The sequence below is a fragment of the Arthrobacter sp. GCM10027362 genome (assembly GCF_042679445.1).
Classification (GTDB): domain Bacteria; phylum Actinomycetota; class Actinomycetes; order Actinomycetales; family Micrococcaceae; genus Crystallibacter.
This window is the reverse complement of sequence record NZ_JBHTML010000237.1, coordinates 1-5,118: the sequence shown is the minus strand read 5'-3', so window position 1 is coordinate 5,118 and position 5,118 is coordinate 1. Positions and strand designations below refer to the sequence as shown.

General features: G+C 64.1%; 4 protein-coding genes and 3 pseudogenes. 5 read left to right on the top strand and 2 right to left on the bottom strand.

What is annotated here, in order from left to right; all coding sequences use genetic code 11:
- Positions 1-533 precede the first annotated feature (533 nt).
- The 5 genes and pseudogenes from ACFQ36_RS20580 to ACFQ36_RS20560 form a co-directional block, all read left to right on the top strand.
- Positions 534-857 (top strand): annotated as a pseudogene (locus tag ACFQ36_RS20580) (hypothetical protein); the annotation flags it as partial.
- A gap of 505 nt (positions 858-1,362) precedes the next feature.
- Positions 1,363-2,678: pseudogene (locus ACFQ36_RS20575) on the top strand (ISL3 family transposase).
- Positions 2,679-2,781: 103 nt separating this feature from the next.
- Positions 2,782-2,904, top strand: a complete 123-nt coding sequence (locus tag ACFQ36_RS20570; protein WP_377017061.1) for a hypothetical protein — start codon at positions 2,782-2,784, stop codon at positions 2,902-2,904.
- Positions 2,888-3,112 (top strand): hypothetical protein, encoded by a 225-nt coding sequence (locus tag ACFQ36_RS20565; protein WP_377017059.1) that lies wholly within the window; start codon positions 2,888-2,890, stop codon positions 3,110-3,112. Before ACFQ36_RS20570 ends, ACFQ36_RS20565 begins: the two co-directional genes overlap by 17 nt.
- 204 nt (positions 3,113-3,316) lie before the next feature.
- Positions 3,317-3,487 (top strand): DUF5956 family protein, encoded by a 171-nt coding sequence (locus ACFQ36_RS20560; protein WP_377017057.1) that lies wholly within the window; start codon positions 3,317-3,319, stop codon positions 3,485-3,487.
- 970 nt (positions 3,488-4,457) lie between these two features.
- Here the strand turns inward: ACFQ36_RS20560 and ACFQ36_RS20555 are convergent.
- Together ACFQ36_RS20555 and ACFQ36_RS20550 are read right to left on the bottom strand one after the other, a co-directional pair.
- Positions 4,458-4,700: a DUF2630 family protein gene (locus ACFQ36_RS20555; protein WP_377017055.1), complete on the bottom strand. Its 243-nt coding sequence runs from the start codon at positions 4,698-4,700 to the stop codon at positions 4,458-4,460.
- 82 nt (positions 4,701-4,782) lie between these two features.
- Positions 4,783-5,118, bottom strand: a pseudogene (locus tag ACFQ36_RS20550) (hypothetical protein); the annotation flags it as partial.

Genomic DNA, 5,118 nt, shown 5'->3' with positions numbered 1-5,118 from the left:
CAGTTCAACCGATCAAAAAAAACCGGTATCAACAAACATGGCACACTATTGAGTTCTCAAACAACAGGAGCATCCGGCCAACACGCCCGGCCCGCAGGCCGGCCGCCCCGCACCGGAGCAACTTTTCAAACTTACCCGAACCGCGTCCGCCGCGCAAACCGGCCCAATGGCCGGCCGCGCCAACCGCACGGCCCGAACCCCCGCAGGCCGCGCCCAGGGCCCGGACCGAAGGGAAAAGTTCAAGGATTTTCGCCGCCGTTCACCTGCTTCAGCAGCAGCGACTCGAAATACAATACACGCCCTCCCACCCCCGCGCAACTCCACCTGACGGCACCGACGGATTCCGTATTTCTCAAGCCCCGGACCCCGTCAACCCGCGCCTGCACTGCACACCTCTGCTGCGCCCAAGCCGGTTCGAACGCGGCGCAACTGCGGGATCCCGCAGACCGGTTCCCGCCCCGCCCAGCAACGCAGGTGTCCCTGCACGGCGCCCCGGGGGACCGGCGGCTCAGCGATAGCAGTGGTGGGACGCGGGCACGATCATGGCCGAACGCATGGGCTACAAGGACCACCCCAGGGTGATGGTGCACCACGAAGTCGACCACATCATCGTCGTCGGCCGGGTCAGCGACACTGGTCAGGTCTGGCACGCCCGCCAGGACTTCAGGGCGGCGCAGAGCGCTGCCACCGCGCTGGAGAAGCACTTTGGGCTCGAGCAGGGGCCGGCAGAAAACCCCCGGGCCGGGCCCGGGCCAGCCAAAAACCGTGCACGGGCGCCAGCAGGAAACCGCGCAGCAGCTCGCGGCCCAGCGGGCCAGGACCTTGGGTGCAGGGATGCAAAATGCAACGGCTCCTAGCCCAAGGCTTCCCCACAAACCCGATTCTTCCGGGGCACCACATCGCCGGCCCGCACCCCCTGGACCCGCCTCTTGGTCGGGAAGGAACGGCCGGACCGGGACCTGGGCCGTTAACGCCACGAGCTGCCGTGGCGGTCAGCGGCATGGAGCAGCATACAGATTCATCCAAGGGGCGGGCAGTTGATGCCGATTCAGCACCAGGAGACATGCCGAGATGATTAAATCTTCGACCTAAACGGATTCTCGGATCATATGTGTCTACCGGGGCGTATTCCGACCGGCCACCGCAGTTCGCGCCTTACTAATAGCTCCGGATTTCTGCGAGGACTATTCAGAAACGCCATACTGGCCTGACCTTGAGCGTTCTGACCGCACCAGGGCTAGTCCCGGCAATGGCCGCCACGGAACTGGCCCGGCTGGACTGCGGTTTCGTGGCTCTTCGCAGTTGAGGGTGTAGTGCTGGCCGGCGCGTCGATGTCGGGATAGGTACCGGGGCCTCCCGAGGATGAAAGTTCTCAACGCCTCATTCAGGAGACCTCGGCCTGACCTGACCACTTTCTGCCGGCTCGAGGATTTCGGGCTCGAAGTGACGGGTCAGCGCGTCGAATCCGCTCGTGCGGTGCTGGCTTGCCGGGTCACCGGGCCCGACCAGTGGTGTCGCCTGTGCGGCTTTGAGGGAGCACCGCGGGACACCGTGACGCGTCGGTCGGCGCACGAGCCGCTGGGTTGGCGTCCGACCACTCTGGAAGTCACGGTCCGTCGCTACCGGTGCACCGGCTGCGGTCGCGTGTGGCGGCCGGATACGTCTTTGGCGGCGGAGCCGCGGGGGAAGCTGTCGCGCCGCGGACTGCGGCGGGCTCTGGAAGGCATCGTGTGCCAGCACCTCACCGTCGCCCGGGTCGCCGAGGGGCTGGCGGTGTCGTGGAACACCGCCAACGATGCCGTCCTGGCCGAAGGCAGACGATTGCTGATCGCCCCCGGCCGGTTCGATGGCGTGGCTGTGAACGGGGTCGATGAACATTGCTGGCGGCACCCCCGCCGCGGCGACAATTACGTCACTGTGATCATCGACCTCACCCCGGTCCGGGATGGCACCGGCCCAGCCAGGCTGCTGGATATGGTCGAAGACCGCTCCGAAAGAGCGTTTAGGACCTGGCTCGCCGAACGGTCCGACTCGTGGCGCGACGCTGTGGAGGTGGTTGCGATGGACGGGTTCACCGGGTTCAAGACCGCCACCGCTGAGGAGCTCCCGGATGCGACCACGGTGATGGACCCGTTCCATGTCGCCCGGCTGGCTGGTGAGGCACTCGATAAGTGCCGTCGCCGGGTCCAGCAGACCATCCATGGGCACCGTGGCCGCAAGGGCTACCCGCTGTATGCGGCGCGACGGACGCTGCACACCGGAGCCGACCTGCTCACCGACAAACAACGGCAGCGCCTGGAAGGCCTGTTCGCTACCGACGCGCATGCCGAGGTAGAGGCCACCTGGGGGATCTACCAACGTCTGGTAGCCGCATACCGTGAAGCCGACCGGCGTCGTGGCCGTGAGTCGATGGCCAACCTGATCAAGGCAGTCAGCAGCGGCGTCCCGGCAGCACTTACCGAGAGCATCACCTCGGGGAGGACGCTGAAGAAGCGGGCCGCCGACATCCTGGCCTGCTTCGACCGACCCGGAACCTCCAACGGTCCAACCGAAGCCATCAACGGCCGCCTCGAACACCTCCGCGGCTCCGCCCTCGGTTCCGCAACCTCACCAACTACATCGCCAGATGCCTGCTCGAGACCGGCGGATTCAGACCCCAACTACACCCCCGATTGTGAAGAGCCGGTTTCGTCGTCACCGACTGCCAAGCCCGGCCGGCAGCCACGCGTCGACCTGGCGCCCGAACAGAAGATCCAGCAATGGGTCTGCATCGGCAAGGGCATGACCATCAAGGACGCCAAGGGAAAGAAGGTCAATTCCTTCAAACCGGTTAAGGTGCCGGCCGAAGTGGAAGCCGCTGAGCCTACCGGGGAGCCGACGTTTTTCGGTGCTAGCGGTCGATGAATATGACGGCTGGTGCGAGTACGGCGGCATCTGCCACGACATCACCACCGCCCTGATGTACGGCGAGACGCTGGTGAACAACATCTACTACAGCCGGTACGCGGCCGCCTTCACCCCTACCGGATACTCGAAGTACACCGCCGGCAAGCCGAAAAAGCATCAGTTCGGGTGCCCGAAGCGCACCACGTCCAGCTGCTATTTCCCGTAAACCGGCAGCTTCGCAACGGCCCGGATGGGACGGTGTTCCTGCCCGGGCCGTTCTCCGTTACGCAGCACAAAGGTGGTTAGCATGTGGGAAGAGTACCCTGAGGCGGCCCGTCCGGAGGGATGGATCGAACTGTTTGAAGCCGATTAAGGTGCGGTAGCTGCCTGGTTTGCCGGGCCGGGGAACATCCGGCGTGAGCCGACGGGGGTGCGGACCGAGATGGTCAGGATCAGCTGCAGGAAGCCCGACGGCACCATCACCTCCTGGGAGGAGCCGATGACGGAGGACGACGTCCGCGGCATTGAAGATGACATCGACATGTACCTGAAGGCTGCCCGGAAAGCCCGGCCACCCCCGCCACATCATCCCAACCGTTGAGCGCACCATCAAGGCCCTCTGCGGGCAGGCTGATTCAAACCTGGGCTAACGGGCGATGATCTCGCCTGAGGGTGTCTGTGGATCAGTCAGGGCCCAACCTCGCGTGTCGGGGACTGGCTCACCGGCTTTCCGTTGTTTCGTCCGGCCCACGTGAAAGTGAACCCTCAAGGCGTTTCGTTTCAACGCCCAGAACAGCGGCTGAAGCCCGGCCAAGGCACATGATAAAAGACACATAATCACCGGTTACCGCGTGGATCCTGACCATGGAACCCGGCGGCTAACCGGCGGTGCTGATCGCTGCGGGGGACCGGCCCGGGCCTTGCCCCACGCGCTGCATGCAGATGTGTGCAACGTCACCGACTACCTCGGGTGGCTGGTTCGTGACCCGGGGCGGCGAAAGTGCCGCGTTCCTTCAGCCCGTGGCTTGCCGTTGGCCGTAGGCACTCCCTAGCCTGAGATTGCGCGCCATTGTGATGGACCGGGAAGAAGGCCCTTGACCCGAGCCGGGCGACTGGATTTCGGGCCTTCGTTTTTAAAGCGATTCCGGCGCCTTGCTTTCAAGGATCAGAATTCCTGCAGGGTGTCGTAGTACCAGCTGTCGCCTTGGCTTGGCTGTGATCGCTCCCAGAAAGATGTCCGGAAGCCACCGCAGCGGGTCTTCCCCGCCCCGGCAATGGCTGATCCTGAAGACCACCGCCTCCCTGCGCAAACCACCGTGTATGAAGACCAGGCCCGGACCTCTGCAGCGCAGTAATGGAAAAGGACCCGGCCGGCAGGAGCGGTTCCTGTCGCCCGGGTCCTTGACGGCACCAGGCAGTGCCGGATTCATCCGACCTGTCGTTCGAACCGCAGGGGCCGGCCGCCCCTGCCGTGCCGCTTATCTCATGCGCTGCCTATCCTATGCAGAATCGGATCCAGCGCCCGGGGCAAACATGCACAGTCCGAAAGGGATCTCGTGCGGGCAGGCCCGCTACTGCCGGTAGTCCTCCACTTCCTGAACCGGCCGTACCTCCGCCTCGGACGGATCCTCGCCTGCATGGATTTTGGCACGCCGCTGACGCAGCAGATCCCAACACTGGTCCAGTTCCTCCTCGAGACGCCTCAGCTTCCCTGCCCGCGCTGCCGCCTCATCCGTGTCGCTGATAACCGGCTCCCGCAGCTTTTGTTCTTCCTCGATCAGCTGCTTGATATGGCTCTGAATATCGTGATCCACCGGAGTTCCTTCCAACTGGCCAGGCACCGCGCCGGCACCCTTGGTGTGATGGAGGCAAAGACAGAAATGATCCTGCCCGTCCCTACCCAGAGGACCCGCTTTCCATACGGGCCTTAAACCGCTGCCAAGCCCCACCGATCTGCACGAAAAGAACCCCGGGCATGAACTCCGGGGCGTATTCGAAACGTGTCCATTGCTCGTAAGTTTCACTGACCGGCATGTCGGCTTCAACGCTCTCACTAGCATTTGCCATGGCGATCCTCATTTCGCGGAGAATCGGCCATCCAGATCCACCGTACATAACAAGGTGGATGCGGACAATGACTCTCATTGAGGCATCGAAGGGCGTGGCCGTTGGTGGTATCTCCGCGACGGCATCGCAGCGCGGACCGGAAGGGCTGTGACACCCCTGACCCGG

Excerpts from the sequence above, each read along its gene's own strand:
- ACFQ36_RS20570 (WP_377017061.1), top strand. The coding sequence starts at position 2,782 with ATGACCATCAAGGACGCCAAGGGAAAGAAGGTCAATTCCTTCAAACCG.